Annotated in this window: 9 protein-coding genes; 2 read left to right on the top strand and 7 right to left on the bottom strand. The window is 73.3% G+C overall.

Annotated elements, in window-relative coordinates:
- The first annotated feature begins 197 nt into the window (after window positions 1-197).
- A complete protein-coding gene (locus ACZ60T_RS23760) occupies window positions 198-1874 on the top strand; it encodes a glycosyltransferase family 39 protein (protein WP_469667671.1) in 1677 nt (558 codons plus the stop codon).
- Here ACZ60T_RS23760 and ACZ60T_RS23755 read toward each other — a convergent pair.
- The 7 genes from ACZ60T_RS23755 to ACZ60T_RS23725 all read right to left on the bottom strand — a co-directional run bounded on the left by ACZ60T_RS23755 (window position 1772) and on the right by ACZ60T_RS23725 (window position 15859).
- Window positions 1772-3979 (bottom strand): bifunctional glycosyltransferase/CDP-glycerol:glycerophosphate glycerophosphotransferase, encoded by a 2208-nt coding sequence (locus tag ACZ60T_RS23755; RefSeq protein ID WP_469667670.1) that lies wholly within the window; start codon window positions 3977-3979, stop codon window positions 1772-1774. The two genes, ACZ60T_RS23760 and ACZ60T_RS23755, sit on opposite strands and share 103 nt — an antisense overlap.
- 5 nt (window positions 3980-3984) lie before the next feature.
- Window positions 3985-6177 carry a bifunctional glycosyltransferase/CDP-glycerol:glycerophosphate glycerophosphotransferase gene (locus ACZ60T_RS23750; RefSeq protein ID WP_469667669.1) on the bottom strand — a complete coding sequence of 731 codons (2193 nt, stop codon included), beginning with the start codon at window positions 6175-6177 and terminating at the stop codon, window positions 3985-3987.
- A 45-nt stretch (window positions 6178-6222) separates the two neighbouring features.
- Window positions 6223-8496 carry a bifunctional glycosyltransferase/CDP-glycerol:glycerophosphate glycerophosphotransferase gene (locus ACZ60T_RS23745; RefSeq protein ID WP_469667668.1) on the bottom strand — a complete coding sequence of 758 codons (2274 nt, stop codon included), beginning with the start codon at window positions 8494-8496 and terminating at the stop codon, window positions 6223-6225.
- 167 nt (window positions 8497-8663) lie between these two features.
- Window positions 8664-9563 carry a carbohydrate ABC transporter permease gene (locus tag ACZ60T_RS23740; protein ID WP_365634049.1) on the bottom strand — a complete coding sequence of 300 codons (900 nt, stop codon included), beginning with the start codon at window positions 9561-9563 and terminating at the stop codon, window positions 8664-8666.
- 88 nt (window positions 9564-9651) lie between these two features.
- Window positions 9652-10992: a carbohydrate ABC transporter permease gene (locus tag ACZ60T_RS23735; protein WP_469667666.1), complete on the bottom strand. Its 1341-nt coding sequence runs from the start codon at window positions 10990-10992 to the stop codon at window positions 9652-9654.
- A 33-nt stretch (window positions 10993-11025) separates the two neighbouring features.
- Entirely contained in the window at window positions 11026-12441 is a 1416-nt protein-coding gene (locus tag ACZ60T_RS23730; RefSeq protein WP_469667665.1) for an ABC transporter substrate-binding protein, read from the bottom strand.
- A 202-nt stretch (window positions 12442-12643) separates the two neighbouring features.
- On the bottom strand, window positions 12644-15859 hold the full coding sequence (locus ACZ60T_RS23725; RefSeq protein WP_469667664.1) for an FtsK/SpoIIIE domain-containing protein: 3216 nt from the start codon (window positions 15857-15859) through the stop codon (window positions 12644-12646).
- A 405-nt stretch (window positions 15860-16264) separates the two neighbouring features.
- On the opposite strand from ACZ60T_RS23725, the gene ACZ60T_RS23720 reads away from it, so the two are divergent.
- On the top strand, window positions 16265-18013 hold the full coding sequence (locus ACZ60T_RS23720) for a serine/threonine-protein kinase (protein WP_469667663.1): 1749 nt from the start codon (window positions 16265-16267) through the stop codon (window positions 18011-18013).
- Window positions 18014-18081 lie beyond the last annotated feature (68 nt).

The following is an 18081-nucleotide window of genomic DNA, read 5'->3' as shown; positions in this document are numbered from 1 at the left end:
CAACCGAGGAGGCGTGCGAAGCCTCTTCGAAAGCGGCGAAAGCAGCGAAACCGGCGAAAGCGATGGGAGTGGCGTGGCAGTCTTCGAGGCACTCATCAACCCCGGATCGTAGGCCGGACGGACGGCCGATGTCTGGTGATATCTCGTCAAATACCAGTTCGAGTCGGGCAATGCAGCTTTGCATGTTGAATGAGGGTATGAATCGGGATTCGGAGAAGCGCGCCGAGCGCATCGCCGTCCTCGTGCCCGCGGTCCTCATGTTCACGCTCGGGCTGTGGGGGCTGGACCGCGGCGGCATGTGGCGCGACGAGGCGGTCACGTTCCAGGTCGCGCGCCGTTCGATGACTCAGATCTGGCATCTGCTGGGCAGCGTGGACGCGGTGCACGGTCTGTACTACCTGCTGATGCATCTGGTCCTGGCGGTCCACGCCGACGAGGTGGTGCTGCGCCTGCCGTCGGTCTGCGGCGCGGCGGTGGCGGCGGGCCTGGTCGCCGCGCTGGGCACCCGGCTCGCCCGCCCGCGCGTGGGCCTGTGGGCGGGGCTGCTGTACGCGATCACGCCGATGGTCGGGCACTACGCGCAGGAGGGCCGCTCCTACGCGCTGGTCGCGGCCGGGGTCGCCGGGGCGACGCTGCTGCTCGTACGGGCGATCCGGGGCGGGAGTTGGTGGCCCTACGGCATGGTCCTCGCCCTCACCTGCGTGCTGCACGAGTTCGCGGTGCTGGTCCTGCCGGCCCACGCCTGCACGCTGGTGCTCGCGCGGGTGCCCGGCCGCGTGCGGCGGGGATGGCTGTGCGCCGCCGTCGGCGCGGTGGTGGTACTGCTGCCGCTGGTGCTGGTCTCGCGGGGACAGTCGGCCCAGGTGGCGTGGCTGACGACACCGGACGGCCGGAGCGTGGAAGACCTGCTGCGGCAGTTCACCGGGCCCGACCGGCTGGTGGTGGGCCCGTATGTGGCGCTGATGGTGCTGGGGCTGCGCGCACCGGGGCCACAGAGCGAGGTGTCCCTGGCGGCGGTGGCGCTGCCGCTGCTGGTGGTTCCGCCCGCGCTGCTGATGGGGGTATCGCAGCTCCAGCCGCTCTACGACGACCGGTATGTGCTGTACGCGCTGGCGGGGGCGCCGCTGCTGGCCGCGGCGGGGGCCGAGCGGCTGGCCCGCGCCCTCGGCCGCCTGCGGGACGACGGGGCCTTCGGTCGCCTGCGGACGCCTGAAGCGCTCGGTGGCCTGCGGGCTTCCGGTGCCCTCGGCCGTCTGCGGGCACCCGTCGCGCGAGCCCCGCGCGCCGTCCCCCGTCGCGCGGGTGTCCTGCTCGGGGTGCTCGCCGTCGGGGGTGTCCTCGCCGTGCAGTTGCCCCTGCTCCAGGCCGACCGCAGCGCCGCCAACCGGCCCGACGACCTCGCCGCCGACGCCGCCGTCGTGGCGCGCAGGGTGCGGTCCGGGGACCCCGTGCTCTTCCTGCCCTCCCTGGAACGGCGGGCGGCGCTTGCCTATCCGGCGGACTTCCGGGGCACCCGGGACGTGGCGCTCCGGACACCGGCCGCCGCCGACGGAAGCCTGTACGGCCGGGAGGTCCGAGCCGGTGAACTGCGGCGGCGGCTCGGCCGGTTGGCGTCGGTGTGGGTGGTCTGCGAACCGTCCGCGCTCCAGCCCTCCTGGACCCCGTGGAGCCGCACCGAGGGTGCCAAACTCGCGGTGCTGAACGAGGAGTTCGTCCTCCGTGAGGAGTACGTGAGCCGCGGTGTCACCCTTCGACTCTATGTACGCCGCGCTCAGCGTGTGCCGGTCAGCACATCGCGGCCACCCGGCGCCGGTACCGAGACCGCTTCCGGGGTGTCCGGCTCGCCGAGCATCAACGTGCGCACCACCCGCTGAGCCGCCCGCCCGTCGTCGAACTCGCAGAACACCGCCCGGAATCCGGCCCGCAGCCGCGCCGCCTCCTCATCCCGCCAGCTCCCGGACGTGAACAGCCACGCCAGTTCCCGGTACGAGCGCGAGACATGGCCCGGCGCCGACGCGGTGATGTCGAGGTAGGCGCCCCGGCTCGCCGCGAACGCGCCCCAGTCGTCCGCGTGCACGACGATCGGCCGGTCCAGGTTGGCGTAGTCGAACATGAGGGCCGAGTAGTCCGTGACCAGGGCGTCCGAGGCGAGCATCACCTCCTCCACCCGCGGCTCGTCGGTGGCGTCGACCACGATGCCCCGCCGGTGCAGCTCCGCCAGGCCCATCCCGCGGGCCGGGCCGTCCGCGAGCGAGGGATGCAGCCGTACGACGAGGGTGTGGCCCTCGCCGAGGTCCGCGGCGAACCGGGCCGGGTCGAAGCGGTCCACATGGCCGCCCCGGACGTAGTCGCGGCGGGTCGGCGCGTACAGCACGACCGTGTGGTCCTCGGGGATGCCGTGCCGCGCCCGGAAGGCCGCCCCGTCGCCCGGCTTCGCGTTCACCAGGACGTCGTTGCGGGGGCTGCCCGTGCGGGCCGAGGCGAAATGGCAGGGGTAGGCGCGGTTCCAGACCAGCTCGGAGTGGCGGTTGGCGACCAGGCTGTGGTCCCAGCGGTCGGCGCGGCGCAGCATCTGCGGCACGTCGAACCCCTGCCGGGCGCCCGGCTTGCCCAGCAGGTCGGCGCCCATGTACTTCAGCGGGGTGCCCTGATGGGTGTGGACATGGACGCTGCCCGGCCGTTTGGCCACGTGCCAGGGCCAGTTGACGTTGTTCACGAAGTAGGTGGCCCGTGCCGTGATCTCGCGGAAGGCCAGGGAGTCGGGGGTGACGTACTCGATGTCCGAGGGCAGATCGGCCACGTGGTCCTCGCGGACCACCCAGACGCCTCGGATGTGCGGGGCGAGATCGCGTGCCGCGCGGTGGACGGCGGCCGGATCGCCGAGCACGCCCCGGTGCGAGAACGCCGAGTAGACCGCCAGGTTCGGGTCCAGGGACCGGTGTTCGTGCGCCCAGGACCAGCCCCGCTTGAGCCGCCCGCCCGCCGCCGTGCGGGCCTGCCGGGCGCGCTTGCCGAGCGCGCCGCCGACGTCGGCGGCCCGCTGCCGGGTCCGGTAACGGACGTAACTCCCTTCCAGGACCCGCAGTTCGGCGGGCACCGGCTCCCGGGTGCGGTGCTTGCGGAACAGGTCGGCCGTGCGCCGGAAGAACTCCTCCTTGTCGCGGGCGGGCAGCCGGTCCGGCTTGGCCAGGATGTCCAGACAGTGCTCGCCCATCTTGCGGTGCAAGTACGGGCGCCAGTCGGCCAGTTCGGGATGCGCGTCGACATACGCGAAGACCCGCTCGTACTGGTCGTGGACGTCGAAGTGCTTACGGCTGGTGGTGGACAGGATGTTGCCCTGGCGGCGCTGCCGGTAGTTCACACAGATCCGGTCGAGCGTCGCGATCCGCCGGGCGCTCAGCAGGGTGGGGAACGTCCAGGGCGTGTCCTCGTAGTAGCCGGGCGGGAAGCGGAAGCCGTGCGCGGTGACGTAGTCGCGGCGGTAGACCTTGTTCCACACCACCATCAGCAGTTCGAGGATCTCCGGGTACCCGTCCGCGGTGAAGGTCCCCGCGCCCGCCTTGGCGAGCACCTCGGCCAGGACATTGCGCCGGGTGCCGCCCCACCAGTAGGTGCGGGCGTAGTCGAAGACGAGCACCTCGGGGTCACCGGCCTCGTCCAGCCGGTCCGCGACCGCGCGGAGCGCGCCCGGGGTGAGCGTGTCGTCGCTGTCGAGGAAGAACAGGAAGTCCCCGGTGGCGTACGGCATTCCGGCGTTGCGGGCCCGGCCGAGGCCGACGTTCTCCGGCAGGTGCAGCACCCGCACCCGCTCGTCGCGCTCCGCGTACGCGTCGAGGATCGCGCCACAGCCGTCGGGCGAGCAGTCGTCGACCGCGATCACCTCGAAGTCGGCGTACGACTGCCCGAGCACCGAGTCGAGGCACTCGGCCAGGAAGCCCTGCACCTTGAAGACGGGGACGATGATGCTGAAGCGGGGCACTGCGGTCAGCTCCTCACGAAGGCGTGGGCCGGGGCCGGGATGCGCTCGGCGAGCGGGATCACGGGCGGGATCGACTCGGGCGGCTCACCGAGCAGCACCCGGCGTACGACGCGTTCGGCGGCGCGGCCGTCGTCGAAGGAGCAGAAGCGCTCCCGGAAGGCGGCGCGCAGCGCGGCGGCGGAGTCGTCCGCCCAGCCGCCGTCGCGGAACACGGACGCCAACTCCTCGAAGGTGCGGGCGACATGACCGGGAGGGGACGCCGGCAGATCGAAGTAGACGCCCCGGGTCTCCCGGTAGACCTCCCAGTCGTCGGCGTACACGACGATCGGCCGGTCCAGGTTGGCGTAGTCGAACATGATCGACGAGTAGTCCGTGATCAGCGCGTCGGCGGCCAGGCAGATCTCCTCGGCGCTGCGATGCCCGGTGACGTCGATGATCCGGCCGCTGCCGCGCGCGGTGCCCTGGTCGTAGAAGTAGTGGGCGCGCAGCAGGACGACGTAGTCGTCGCCGATCGCCTCGCAGAACGCCGCCAGATCCAGGCGCGCGTCGAAGCCGGTGCTGTAGTCGCGGTGCGTGGGCGCGAACAGGAGCGCCTTCTTGTCGTCGGGGATGCCCAGGTCGTGGCGGATCCGGGTGACGTCCTCCGCGGTCGCCGTGTAGAGGACGTCGTTGCGCGGATACCCGTACTCGAGGGTCTCGTAGGTGCCCGGGAAGGCCCGCTCCCACATATGGGTGGAGTGCCGGTTGGAGGAGAGGTTGAAGTCCCAACGGTCCACGCGGGCCAGCAACTTGGTGAAGCTGCCGGACACGGACGCGACCACCGGATACGTCGACTGGTCGACGCCCATCTTCTTCAGCGGTGTGCCGTGCTGGGTCTGCAGATGGACGCTGCCGGGCCGTTTGACCACGGTGTCCGCGAAGTTGGCGTTGTTGACCAGGTACTTGGCGCGGGCGAGCAGGTCCCAGGCGGCATGGCTGCCGAGCACCGCGTACTCGACGTCCTTCGGCACGCTGTCCACCGCGTCCCGCTCGACCAGGAACACCGAGCGGATGTGCGGGGCCAGTTCACGCGCCTTGGCGTGGATCGCGGCGGGGTTGCAGGTGTAGCCGCGGCCCCAGTACGCGCAGTACACGGCGAGGTTCTCGTCCAGCGGGCGGCGCAGTTGGACCGCGTACCGGGCGCGGGTGCGCACCATGCGCGGCACCGGGGCGCGCTTCGCGGCCTTCGCCGCGCCCTGGTTGAGGGAGCGCAGCGCGTGGAACGCGGTGTAGGCGCCGGACGCGAGCAGCCGGTGCTGTACGCCGATGCTGCCCGCGGGCGGCCGGTATCCGGCCGGGCGGTGGCGGCGGTAGAGGAGGCCCGCCCGGCGGAAGAAGGCCCGGCGCAGCCGCACCGGCAGCCGCTCGGGACGGGTCGCGGTGCGCAGGACGACGGAGAAGAGCTGCTCGAAGAGCGGGCCCGACCGGTGGGCGGGCAGCGCGAGTTCGGCGGCTCGCGTGAGGACCAGCTCCACCTGGTCGAGGAGATCGAGCTGATGCTCACCGGGGCTGTGCAGCTCGCTGCCCTGCCGACGCAGCAGATGCCGCACGCAGACCGAGCGCAGCAGCGCCACGCTCTCCGCGGCGAGGGTGACCAGACCGCCCCAGCCGACGTCGGTGAAGTGGCCCGAGGAGAAGGCCAGTTGATGCTCGGCGATGAACGTCCGCCGGTACACGGCGCTCCACACCGGGACCGACACACCGGTCACGTCCGGGGCGAGACCCGGCGCGAAGGCCCCGTCGGGCGCTCTGCCCAGCGGGGGCGTGGTCGTCTCGGCGTCCCACCAGTGGACCCGCTCATGGTCGACGTAGAGGACGTCCACCTCGCCGATCGCCGCCAGGCGCGCGTCGATCGCGGCCAGGGCGCCCGGCGCGAGGGTGTCGTCGCCGTCGAGGAACAGCAGATACGAGCCCCGCGCCGCCCCCGTCCCGGTGGTGCGGGCCACACCCGTGCCGCCGGAGGGCGGCGAGGTGAGCGGGACGACCCGGCTGTGCCGCTCGGCGTACGCGGCGGCGACCGTGCCCGCCGGGGAGTCGAGCGCGTCACAGACCAGGATCAGCTCGAAGTCGCCGCAGGACTGGGCGAGAACCGAGTCCAGCGCCTGGGACAGACGGCCGGCGACACCGAAGGCGGGGACGATGATGCTGAAGCGCGGCATGCTGGTCTTTCGGGAAGGAGAGGCGGGCAGGGCAGGCGGGCGGGGTCAGAGGCGTTCGACGAGCGGTACGGGGCCGCCCGCCCGCGGAACGGCCGGGAACGGGGCGTCCGTTCGGCCCGCCAGGTCGGAGGGGGCCGGGCGGCGGTCGGCCAGGGGCACGAGCGCGGGCTGCCAGGCGTTCGGCCCGTGCAGGACCCGGCGCACGATCCGCTCGGCGGCGCGCCCGTCGTCATGCGGACAGAAGCGCTCGCGGAACCGGGACCGCAGATGCGCCGACCGCGAGCCGCACCAGTGCCCCGTCTCGAAGATGTCGATCAGCTCGTCCTCGTCCCGCGCGATCGCGCCCGGCGGGGTCTCCCGCAGATCGAGGCAGGTGCCGCGGGTCGCCTCGTACACATCCTGGTCGTCGGCGTACACCACGATCGGGCGGTCGAGGTGGGCGTAGTCGAACATCAGAGCGGAGTAGTCGGTGATCAGGACGTCCGCGGCCAAGCAGAGTTCCTCGGCGCTCGGGTGGTCGCTGACGTCGATCAGCCGCTCCCCGTCCGTCAGCCGCTCCCCGGCCGCCCGGATCAGCGGCTCGCCGTACGAGGGGTGGGCGCGGGTCAGCAGGACGAAGCGCGGGCCGAGCCGGTCGAGGAACCGCTCCAGGTCGAGGGCGCGGCGCTGGCCGTGGCAGTAGTCGCGGTACGTCGGCGCGTACAGGATCGCGACGGCACCGTCCGGGACGCCGAGCGACCGGCGCAGCCCGGCCACGTCCGCCGAGGTCGCCGTGAGCAGGATGTCGTCGCGGGGGAGCCCGTACTCCAGCGTCGTGTACCCGGCGGGGAAGGCGCGCTCCCAGACGAGGGTGGAGTGGCGGTTCGCGGACACGACGTAGTCCCAGGTGTCGGCCGCGCGCAGCATCCGCTCGAAGTCCGTGCCGCGCGAGACGGCCGGGCGGTCCCTGAGGTCCAGGCCCATGCGCTTGAGCGGGGTGCCCTGCCCGGTCTGGATCACGGTCTGGCCGGGGCGCTTGACCATGCGCTCGTCGAGGTCGGCGTTGTGGACGAGGTACGTGGAACGGGCGAGCGCCGTCCAGTACGCCGCCGAACCGGGCCGCAGAGCGCGGGTGGCGGCCGGGAGCGTGGCGCGGTGCTCGGGGCGCGCGATCCACACGGTGCGGATCTGCGGGGCCAGGGCGCGGAACGCGGCCTCCAGAGCGGCCGGGTTGCAGCCGTACGCGCCCCCCGCGTCCCGCGTGAACACGGCCCGGTCCGCGCGCAGGGGCAGACGGAGCTGGACGCGGTAGTGCAGGCGCAGCGCCGCGGCGGCCAGCGCGCGCCGCGCCGCCCTGCCCCGGCGGACCGCCCCCCGCGCGCAGCGGGACGCCAGGGACAGCAGGCGGTAGGCGCGGTGGGCGCCGAGACGGACCAGCAGATGGCGCGGTCGCGTACGGGCGCCCGGCACCCGGTGGCGGCGGTAGTGCGCGCGGGCCCGGCGCAGGAACGCGGCGTGGCTGCCGCGGGGAAGCCGGCCGCGCCGGACGAAGACCGTGGCCAGATGGTCGACCATGCGCTCGAACAACACCCGTCGCCAGTGGGCGAGTTCGGGGTGCGCGTCGAGATACGCGAAGACCCGGTCGTACTGGTCGAAGACGTCGAAGTGCTTGACGCTGGTCGAGCCGAGGATGCTGCCCTGGCGGCGCTGGCGGTAGTGGACGCAGACCCGGTCCAGGGTGGCGACGGTGTCGGCGCTCAGCAGCGCCGGGAACGTCCAGGGCGTGTCCTCGTAGTAGCCCGGCGGGAAGGTGAAGCCCCGGCGCTCGACGAAGTCACGGCGGTAGGCCTTGTTCCAGACCACCATCAGCAGCGACAGGAGCGCGGGGCGGTCGTCCAGGCGGAAGGGCGCGGGGCCGTCCTCGGTGAGCAGGCCCGCGAGTTGATTGCGGGCCGTCCGGCCCGTCCAGTAGGTGCGGGCGTAGTCGAAGACCAGGACATCGGGGTCGGCGGTGGCCGCGAGACGGTCGGCGATGCCCTGGAGCGCGCCCGGCGTCAGGGTGTCGTCGCCGTCCAGGAAGAGGAGATACTCCCCGCTCGCCAGTTCGAGGCCCGCGTTGCGGGCGCGGCCGAGCCCCACGTTCTCCGGCAGATGCAGCGGGCGGACGCGGGGGTCGCGGGCGGCCAGCTCGTCGATGATCGCGCCGCAGGCGTCGGGGGAGTGGTCGTCGACCGCGATCACCTCGAGGTCCGCGTACGACTGCTCCAGCACGGATGTGAGGCATTCCCCGAGGTACGCCTGGACCTTGTACGCGGGAACGATGACACTGAACCTGGGCAAGGGGCATCCATGGGATCGGCACGGGGCATACTGCCCCGGAAACGGCCGATGGAGTGGTTTGGTTACGCCGGACGCGGCATGTGGGGGAACCCCGCCGCAAACCCCCAGGTGGATGACGAGGGGTGGGCCGCGCCGCGACCCACCCCAGAACTGCCGTGCGAGAACCGCTACTTGACGGCACCCGCCATGACGCCCGAGACGAACTGGCGCTGGAAGGCGAAGAACACGGCCAGCGGGATGACCATCGACAGGAACGCGCCCGGCGCCAGGACGTCGATGTTGTTGCCGAACTGCCGTACCTGGGTCTGCAACGCCACCGTGATCGGCTGGCTGTCGGACTTGGTGAACACCAGGGCGACCAGCATGTCGTTCCACACCCACAGGAACTGGAAGATGCCGAGGCTCGCGATCGCGGGACCGCCGAGCGGCAGCACGACCCGGGTGAACAGCCGCAGTTCGCCCGCGCCGTCGAGCCGGGCCGCCTCCAGCAGCTCCCGGGGGATCTCCGCGAAGAAGTTCCGCAGCAGGAACACCGCGAAGGGCAGGCCGAAGCCCGTGTGGAAGAGGATCACCCCGAAGACCGAGCCGAACAGCCCGATCTTGCCGAACAGTTCGGCGATCGGGATGAGCGCGACCTGGACGGGGACGACCAGCAGGCCGACCACCGCGAGGAACCACCAGTCGCGGCCCGGGAACTCCATCCAGGCGAAGGCGTAGCCCGCGAGCGCGCCGACGACCACCACCAGGAGGGTCGCGGGCACGGTGATCAGGAGCGTGTTCACCAGGGAGTGGGTGATGTCGCTGTTCTCCAGCAGCTTCTCGTAGCTCTGGAAGGTGAGTTGGGAGGGCTTGCTGAAGACCGTCCACCAGCCGGACGCGCTCATGTCGGACGGCTTGCGCAGCGAGCCCAGCAGCAGACCGATCGTCGGCACCAGCCAGAACAGACCGACCAGGACGAGGACGACGCGCAGCAGCCCGCCGCTGACACCTTGCGCGAGCCGCGCGCCGTAGGACCGCCGTGCCTTGACGGCGGTGACGGGCGCAGGAACGCGTGTGTCCGTGGTCATCGCCGCACCTCCCGCCGCAACCGGCGCACGTTGCTGCATTGTCCCGGGGGACAACCCCCGGACCCCCGGCCGAGACCCGGACGCGACCTCATCGCCGCACCTCCCGCCGCAACCGGCGCATGTTGAAGAGCATCACGGGGATGACGAGCAGCAGCAGGAACACCGCGATCGCGCTCGCGACGCCCGGCTGGTCCTCCGAGAAGCCCTTGCGGTACAGCTCCAGGGCCAGCACGTTCGCGTCGTGTTCGGAGGAGCCCGGCGGGATGATGAAGACCAGGTCGAAGATCTTGAGCACGTTGATCATCAGCGTGACGGTGACGACCGCGAGCACGGGGGCCAGCAGGGGCACGGTGACCCGGCGGAACACCTGCCACTCGTTCGCGCCGTCCACCCGCGCGGCCTCCAGCAACTCCCGTGGCACGGCGGCGAGTCCGGCCCCGATCAGCACCATCGCGAACCCGGCCCACATCCAGACGTACGCGCCGATGACGGCCGGGGTCACAAGGCTCGGGCCGAGCCACTCGACGCCGTTGTACGGCTCCTTGAAGTTGCTTGCCGGAAGCCGCAGTCGGGCCCCGTCCGCGGCGGCCGGGAGCGTGAACGTGCCGTCGGCCGCGGCCGTGGTGGAGGCGACCACCTCGCCGCCCTTCACCGCCTCGATCCGCATGCCCGCGTAGCCCTGCTCGGAGGCGTCCACCGCGCCCAGCGTCCCGACACCCTTGCCGCGCGTGAAGTCCTGCCAGGCCGTGCCGGTGATCTTCCCGGGCTCGGGCTTCGCCCGCACGGCCCGCTCGCTGCTCTTGGGCATGGTGTCGGGCGCGACCCCCACGAGCGGCAGCGCGACCGACTGGCCGGTGTGCACGGGCGAGGTGGTGACGAAGCCGCCCTGCTCGGGTGTGAGGGGAGAGCGGCGGCCGGGGTGCGCGTTCGGGAACGCCGACGACTCGGCGAACGTGTCGTGGACGCCCACCCACACCGCGTTGAGGGCCCCCTTGTCCGGGTCGGCGTCGTACACCAGCCGGAAGATGATCCCCGCGGCGAGCATCGAGATCGCCATCGGCATGAAGACGACCAGCTTGAACGCCGTTCCCCAGCGCACGCGTTCGGTGAGCACCGCGAAGATCAGGCCGAGCGCCGTCGAGACGGTCGGCGCGAGCACGACCCAGATGACGGTGTTCTTCAGGGCGGTACGGACGCTGTCGTCCGTGAACAGGGCCCGGTAGTTGTCGAATCCGGCGAAGGCGTCGCCGCTGCGGTCGAGGAAGCTGCGGACCAGCGAGTACCCGATCGGGTAGACCACGAGCGCGCCGAGCAGCACCAGGGCGGGCAGCAGGAAGAGGGCTGCCACGGCCTTACGGGTGCCGGTCACGCTCTTGCGCGTACGGGCCTCGGGCGCGGAAGCGGAGCCCGAGGCCGTGACCGACGTCATCGTCGGCTCACCTCTCGTACGGTCATGCCCCGCTCAGTTCCCGTACGCCTTCGCCGCGTCGGCCTCCAGTTTCGCCTGGGTGCCCGCGACGTCCTTCGGGTCGCGCAGGAAGTCCTGGAGGTCCTTCCACTCGCCCTTGCCGGGGGTGCCGCCGAATGCCTGCGGGGCCTGGTCGGACATGTCGAAGCGGAAGCCGTCACCGGCCGCGATCAGCGCCTGGGCCATGGTCCGCTGGACCTCGTTCGGGTACGCCGACAGCGGGACCGACTTGTTGGGCGAGAGATAGCCGCCGAGCTTCGCCTGGACGGCCGCCGCGTCCGGCGAGGCGAGGAAGGTGGCCAGTGCCTGGGCCGCCTTGGAGTCCTTGAGGACGACGGCCGCGTCGCCGCCGGTGACGACCGGGGCCCGGTCGCCCACGGCCGGGAAGGGGAACACCTTCGCGTCCGTGCCGACCTTCGCCTTGGTCTCACCGATGTTCACCTGGGCGAAGTCGCCCTCGTAGACCATGCCGGCCTTCGGCTGCTCGCCCCCGGTGAAGGTCTGGGTGACCGAGACCGGGAACTCGGTCTGGAGGGCGCCCCTGGCGCCGCCCGCGAGATAGTCCTGCTTGCCCCAGAGCTGGGCGAGCGTGGTGAGCGCCGCCTTCACCGAGGGGTCCGTCCACTTGATCTTGTGCTGGGCGAGCTGGTCGTACTTCTCCGGGCCCGCCTGGGAGAGATAGACGTTCTCGAACCAGTCGGTGAGGGTCCAGCCGTCGGCGCCGCCGACCGAGAACGGGGTGACCCCGGAGTCGTAGACGGCCTGGGCGCTCGTCATCAACTCCGGCCAGGTCTTGGCCTCCTTGGCGCCCGCGTTCTCGAAGACCTTCGCGTTGTACCAGATGAGGGACTTGTTCGCGGCCTTGTAGTAGACGCCGTACGGCTTGCCGTCGACCGAGCCGATGTCCTGCCAGCCCTGGGAGTAGTTCTTGGCCAACTCGGCCTTCGCCTCGGCGCCGAGGGGCTTGGCCCACCCGCGCTCGACGGCCTGCTTGATGGCGCCGGGCTGCGGGAGCATCGCGATGTCCGGCGGCTGCCCACCGGCGATCTTCGAACCGAGGAAGTTGATGATCGGGTCCTGGGCGGGTACGTACGTGACCTTGGCGCCCGTACGCTTCTCGAACTCGGCGAGCACCTTCTTGAAGTTGGCCTGCTCGCCGCCGGTCCACACGGCGGCGATCTCCAGGCTCTGGCCGTCCAGCTTCGGCAGCGCGACCGCGCCGGCGCTCTCCTTGCCGCCACCGCCGCTTGCCTTGTCGCTGTCGTTCTTGTCGTTGCCGCCGCCGCAGCCGGTGAGCGCGAGCGCGCCGACGATCACGGCCGCCGCCGCGGCCTGAGCGGCCCTGCGGGTGCGGCGCGGGCGGTGCGTGGGGTGCTTCGGCGACCTGCGTGTACGAAGAGTGCTGCGCATGACTGCCCCGTTCTTCGTTCCTCGGCGAACGTCGAGCCCTGTTCCGTGCGCACTGGTCTACGCGTGGCCGTACGGGGCGGCAAGAGCGCCTGCGGCATCAACCGGCCGATCGTGACCACGTCGTGACGTGCTGTCAGGGACGCTCGGCGCAGGCCGGACATACGGCCCCCACATATGGCCCCGAGGTGCTGGGTGCGGGGCGCTACAGCAGCGACGGCACCTCGGCCGCCGACACCGACCGGGCCGCCCGCTCCAGCGCGCTCGCCAACAGGGCGAGGTCCGTCGGCCCGTTGCCCAGCTCGCGTACCGGACGCCGGTCCGGGGGGTCGCCCATGCGGTGCCACTCCAGCGGGACGACCGTCGGGCGCAGCGTCGCCGTACGGGGGATGCGCCCCGTGATCCGGCCACCCTGGAACGGCGTCGTCCGGCCGTCCGGACGCCTCAACCGCCCGCGTCCGGGCGCCGGTTCCTCCGCCCCGGAGGACACCTCCTCCAGCGTGATCCGCAGCGAGGTCGCACGGACCGGCTCCCACTCCGCCGACCGCCCGCCGAGGCCCGTGGCGGCGATCAGATGCACACCGAGCCGGTCCCCGTCGCGGGCCACCGCCTCCAGCGCTCGGACCACCGAACCGGCCGCCGGACGGCCCGGCGACCCGAGCGCCGGGGACAGCAGCGCGTCCAGGTCGTCGACCACGACGATCAGTCGGGGCAGCGGCGGCGGCGCCTCCTCGGTCGGCCGCCGTGTCGCCAGGGGGCGCAGCCGCAGGGTCGTGCTCGGCGGGGTGTCGAGGTCGCCCGAGGCCGCGCTCCCCGGGCGCTGGAGCGCGATCCGGCCCGGCGTCTTCCGCTGGGCGTGCCACTCGGCGAACCCGACCCGTCCCAGCAGTTCGGCCCGCCGCTTCAGCTCGGCGCTGAGTGACTGCGCGAACTCCCGCATGCGGACCGGGTCGTTGGCCGCGAGATGCGTGGTGACATGCGGCAGGTCCGTGCCGACGTGCAGCCCGTCGCCGCCGCTGTTGCCGTGCGCCCCGCGGTCGAGGCCGTCGACCAGCACGAGCGCCAGCCGGTCCGGGCGCTCGGCCGCCGCGAGGGACGCGGCGATCGAACGCAGCAACTCCGTACGCCCGCTGCCGGGCGGGCCCTGTATCAGCAGATGCGGTCCCTCGGCGGCCAGATCGACCCCCACCGGGCCGCGCGGCCCGGCGCCGAGCACCGCCACCGCCCGCCCGCCGAGCGCCTCGGTGTCGTCCGCCGCGTCCGCCCAACGCGCCATCAGGGACGCCGGGGTGGCCCGTGCCAGACCCAACTCGTCCAGCAGCCGGGCCGCTTGCGGCAGCGGTGCCGACACGCGCGCCTGCCGGTCCCCGCTGCCGTCGGTCCGCAGCGGGGCGAGCGCCCGCGCGAACCGCTGCGCCCACGCCGGGGACACCGCGTCCACGGCGGCGAGCACCCCGTGCCCCACGGGACCGGGGCGCCGTCCGTGCGCGGCGTCCGCGCCGGACGCGGTCGCGACCCGCAGCAGCCGCAGGGCCGTCGCCACGTCACCGCTCAGCAGCGCGACGGCGCCGCACTCGCGGAACGCGGGCGAGGCCGCGCACGCCGCCTCGTAGGTCTCCGTCACCGGGGACGCGGGCGAGGCGGACGGCGTCTCGGCCAGGCAGACGACATGGATCCCGGCCCGCGCGCCCTCGCGGGCCAGCCGCACCACGGCCTCGCGCACCTCGGCCCCGCCGGGGTCCCCGTCCACGACGACGACGGTGTACGGGCCCGGGAAGGCGGCGGCCTTCGGATCGTCACCCGGCCCGGCCGGGCCGGACGGTTCCGGGTGGGAGTCCGCCAGGCGGCGCAGCAGCTCGTCCGCGCGGGCCGCCGCCTGGTCGCGGTCGTACGCCAGCAGGAGGCGGCAGTCCTGACCGTGGGCCGGGCGCAGATGCGGCAGCCAGCCGAGCCAGGACCAGTCGGCGGTGCGCTCCTCGCGCGGGCGCGCGCGATCGGCGCTGATCAGGACCAGTTCCAGCAGGTCGGGGGAGTGCAGCGCGGCGAGCTGGGCGACCACCGCGCGGGCCAGCCCCGTCAGCCGCGCGCGGGGCCCGGCCAGGCCGAGCGCGCCCACCTCGCGCAGCCCGGCGGTCACCGGGACGGCATGCAGCAGCCCCGCGCCGTCCGGCGCCGTCCGGTCGGCCGTGCCCAGCCGCAGCGTGAGCGCCTCCGGGTGCCCGGGGCCGCGCTCCCACAGCCGGGGCCCCGGACCGAGCACGGTCAGCAGCAGCGCGGCGGGATCCGGCCACTTCTCGGGCGTCCGCGCGGCGGCGGACGCGGGCTGCGACACGCCCCCGTCCTCGCCGTACCCGTCGAGCCCCGGACGGCCCTGGTCGCCGCGGCCCCCGGTCAGCCGCCGGGCCCAGGCGGCGAGGCCGCCGCGCCTGCGCAGCCCCGGCGGCACGTCCGTCCCGCGCGGCGGGGTGCCCTTGCGGGCGCCCTCGCCGAGGTCCACGGACGCGTGCTCCCGCGCCTCGGAGTCACCGGCGCCCCAGGCGCTGACGCCGAAGCCGTGCTGGGTGTCCCCGGAGGGCCTGTCGGCCGTCGCGGGACTGTGCGGGGCGTCGTCCTGCCGCATGCGGGCGTCCGGGATGCCGTCCCGCCGTGTCCGGGCGTCCGCGGCGTCGTCCCGTCGCGTCCGGAGGGCGGCCGGGGCCGTCGTCGGCGGTGCGGTCATGCCGGAGGCCGCCGGGGTCTCCTCCCCGAGCACCCGTACATGCCCCTCGCCGTCCGGCGTCGTCCGTACCGCCCGCGCGGCGCCCGGCGGGGCCAGTCGCAGGGCGGACTCGCCGAGGCGCAGCAGCGTCCCGGGGGAGAAGCGCACCGGGCGGTCGGTCACCCGTACGCCGTCCAGCTCCGTACCGTTCGTGGAGCCCAGGTCGGCGACGGAGACGCGGCCGTCGCCCCCGACCGTGACCGCGCAGTGCAACCGGGAGACGTCCGGGTCGTCGAGCGGGACCTCCGCGTCGGCGGAGCGGCCTATCCGGATCACGCCGCCGTGCAGCAGATGGACGCCGCCCGCGTCCGGGCCCGCGACCACATGGAGCTGGGCCGTGTCCTCGTCCGGCTCGGGGCCCGGCTCGGCGGGGGCGCCCAGGGTCAGCACCGCGCCGTCCAGCAGCGGCGGCTCGCCCAGCGTGCAGCGCTGCGTGTCCAGCCGCTCCGCGCCCGCGAACAGCACCACCGGGCCCGCGCCCGGCTCCCGGCCGCGCTCGGGCGGGGCACCCGCGCTCCCGCCGACCGCCGAGGCCAGGCCCGAGGCCACCGCGGCCAGCGCGGTCCCGGCGGGCGCGGTGACCAGCACGTCGCAGCTTGCGGCGCGCGCTCGAGACTCCGGGGACGAGCCCTGCGGGTCTACGACGGTCAGCCGGATCTGCATCGCCGTCAGCGGTCCCTTCTGCGCGGGCGCCTGCGCGCGGGGAATCCGGGGCCGCGCCCACGGTCCCCCACCGCGGGCTTCCCCCCACCGCACACGAGCACATAGGCCAGTACGGGATGCATCCTTGCACCTGCCGCCGACAACGCGCCCGCCGCCCGACGTCAAATGATCTTGATTGGTCGGCTCTGCCCGCAAAAGTGCGTGACCGATACCCGGCGGGCGGCTCCTTGAGATCACTCACGCCCCGAACCAGGGCAACCAAGTGCCCGGACCTGAACGTCTTCCCCTCGAACATGCACGCGTGAACCGCAGGCGGTGCGCCGGGTTCTCCGGCACTACAGTTGGGCCGGAACACCCGACGCCGGGTGGACGGATCAGTCGGGCAAGCAGCAGGGAGCGCATGACGTGCGGCCGGTAGGCAGCAAGTACCTGCTCGAGGAGCCGCTCGGACGCGGCGCCACGGGCACCGTCTGGCGAGCCCGCCAGCGGGAGACCGCGGGGGCCGAGGCGGCGGTCGCCGGTGAGCCCGGCGAGACCGTGGCGATCAAGGTCCTCAAGGAGGAGCTGGCCAACGACGCCGATGTCGTGATGCGGTTCCTGCGGGAGCGGTCCGTGCTGCTCCGCCTGACCCATCCCAACATCGTGCGGGTCCGGGACCTGGTGGTCGAGGGCGATCTGCTGGCCCTGGTCATGGACCTCGTCGACGGCCCCGACCTGCACCGCTACCTCCGCGAGAACGGCCCCTTCACACCCGTCGCGGCGGCCCTGCTCACCGCGCAGATCGCCGACGCGCTGCAGGCGAGCCACAGCGACGGCGTCGTCCACCGCGACCTGAAGCCCGCCAACGTCCTGCTCAAGCAGAACGACGGCGAGATGCACCCGATGCTGACCGACTTCGGCATCGCCCGACTGGCCGACTCGCCGGGCCTCACGCGCACCCACGAGTTCGTGGGCACGCCCGCGTATGTCGCCCCGGAGTCCGCCGAGGGCCGTCCGCAGACCTCCGCCGTCGACGTCTACGGCGCGGGCATCCTGCTGTACGAGCTGGTCACCGGGCGTCCGCCGTTCTCCGGCGAGTCCGCCCTCGAAGTGCTCCACCAGCATCTGAGCGCCGAGCCGCACCGCCCGTCGACGGTCCCCGAACCGCTGTGGACGGTCATAGAGCGCTGTCTGCGCAAGAGCCCCGACGAACGGCCCAGCGCCGAGAACCTCGCGCGCGGGCTGCGGGTGGTTGCCGAGGGCGTCGGCGTGCACGCGACCCCGGCGCAGATCACCGCCGCCGAGAACGTGGCCGCGCTGCTCGGGCCGGACCTCGCCCCGGCCACCGTCCCCGGCTCCGCCGACGCCGAGCCCACGCAGGTCCTGCCGCAGGGCGCGGCCTCGTACGACCCGAACGGCGCGACCAGCGTCCTGCCGCACACCTCGGGGGGCCCCGCGGGCGCCGCGGACCCCACCGCCGTCCTGCCGAGCACGGGCGCGGCCGACCCCACGGCGGTCCTGCCCAGCACCGGCGCGGCCGACCCCACGGCCGTCCTGCCGCCGGTGCCGCCGCAGCAGCCCGACGGGCAGCCCCGGCCGGAGGACCCGCACCCCTGGCAGAACCAACTGCGCGCGGCCCGCGACCGCAACGACCAGACCCAGGTCCAGTACCTCGACCCCGGCGAGGACCCGCTGCGCCGCCGCCCGCAGCGCCAGGTCGCCCGCCCCCAGCACCCGCAGCAGCGGCCGCAGCCCCGGCAGCAGCCCGCCCCCGGCTACGGCCAGCAGCCCCCGCAGGGCTACGGCCAGCAGCCGCCCCCCGGCTACGGGCAGCAGCAGTACGCGCCCCAGCGGCAGCAGTACGCCCCTGCCCCGCAGCAGCGGCCCCAGCCCCAGCAGCCGGCGCCGCGTCCGCCACGTGAGCCCCGTCCGCCACGTGAGCCCCGCCCGCCGCGGCAGCGCAGCGCCAACCCGATGAGGATCCCGGGACTCGGCTGTCTGAAGGGCTGCCTGTTCACGATCGTCATCCTGTTCGTCGCCGGCTGGCTGGTCTGGGAGTTCAGCCCGCTGCAGGACTGGATCGGCACGACGAAGTCGTACTGGGACCAGCTCTCCGACTGGTTCTCCGCCGTCAGTGGCTGGTTCGGCGAGATCGGCGACGCGATCGGCGGCTGAGCCGTACCCCGCACGTGCCCCAAGACCCCGCTGAGCTTGGGGATTTGTCGACATCCGACGGGTGATTT

The organism is Streptomyces sp. NPDC104371, assembly GCF_055583785.1.
The sequence above is the reverse complement of the archived record's forward strand: the minus strand, read 5'-3'. Positions and strand labels throughout refer to the sequence as shown.